The following is a 1136-nucleotide window of genomic DNA, read 5'->3' as shown; positions in this document are numbered from 1 at the left end:
CTCAGTACCCGACAGTTTCTCTAGGGGTTGAAAAACCGCGAGTGACACGCGAGAACAGTGTGCGTCTCCCGATGTCCTGGCCAAACTGACCCGCTGCTTCACCGCGCACTTCCCCGAGTTCCGCAAGAACCAGGTGGAGCTGCTGTCGCTGATGGTGCTCGCGCTGCTTCAGGCCAAAGATGTTCGGCACGCTGCACTCGCGGCGCGCTTCTCTGGACGCGCGCAGACCAACTCGGTGATTCGCCGCGTAGATCGTTTTTTTGATCGCCATCCACTGTGTCCCGCCGATGTAGCTCGTGTCGTCTTGGCGCTGCTCCCACAGACGCGGCCTCGCGAGTTCATCATTGACCGTACGAACTGGAGATACGGTCAGACGGACGTGAACGTCCTGATGCTGGCGGTGCTGTGGCGCGGTGTGGCGGTCCCCTTGCTGTACGAGCTGCTGCCCCACGGGGGCAGCAGCGATACGGCGTTGCGCCACGCCCTGATAGATGACGCGCTGTGCCTGCTCAGGGCGTCGCAGATTCGCGTGTTGTACGCGGACCGTGAGTTTGTCGGACACGACTGGATTCAGGGCCTGGCTCAGAAAGGCATTCCGATCTGTGTGCGCTTGCGACGCGACAGCCCAATGGACGAGTGGTCTGCTCAGGACTGGCTGGGACGTCTGCAGACCGGCAGCGCCGGTCTGCTGGTCGAGCACGTCGAGGTCTACGGGCAGCCGATGAACGTCGTGTTGACGTTCACGCCGGACGGAGACGCCCTGATCATTGCCAGCAACACCGGCGCCGTCACCGCCATTCAGGCGCAGTATCGAAAACGCTTCCGGGTCGAGTGCCTGTTCCGAGCGCTCAAATCCAAAGGGTTCAAATTGGAGAGCACGCATATGACGCTCCACGATCACGTGGAGCGCCTCCTGTGCTTGCTGACCCTGACCTACGTCTGGTGCGTGCTGGTGGGCATCCCCGAGATCTGCCCGAACAAACAGCATGGTCGCCGGGCCTGGAGCGTCGTGACGCTGGGTTTACGGGCCCTGGTTCGCGCCATCAGCCGGAAGGTTGATCACGAAGAGGTGCCCCTCTTACGACTGATTGACCTGTTCATGCCGTCCAAGACGCACATCTGAGAAACTGTCGGGT

At 61.6% G+C, this 1136-nt stretch carries 1 protein-coding gene; it reads left to right on the top strand.

The window, feature by feature from the left end:
- The first annotated feature begins 133 nt into the window (after window positions 1-133).
- Window positions 134-1123 carry an IS4 family transposase gene (locus C8263_RS18710; protein WP_233218925.1) on the top strand — a complete coding sequence of 330 codons (990 nt, stop codon included), beginning with the start codon at window positions 134-136 and terminating at the stop codon, window positions 1121-1123.
- Window positions 1124-1136 lie beyond the last annotated feature (13 nt).

The sequence above is a fragment of the Deinococcus arcticus genome (genome assembly GCF_003028415.1).
Lineage (GTDB): Bacteria > Deinococcota > Deinococci > Deinococcales > Deinococcaceae > Deinococcus > Deinococcus arcticus.
This window is presented reverse-complemented; position numbering and strand designations above follow the sequence as displayed.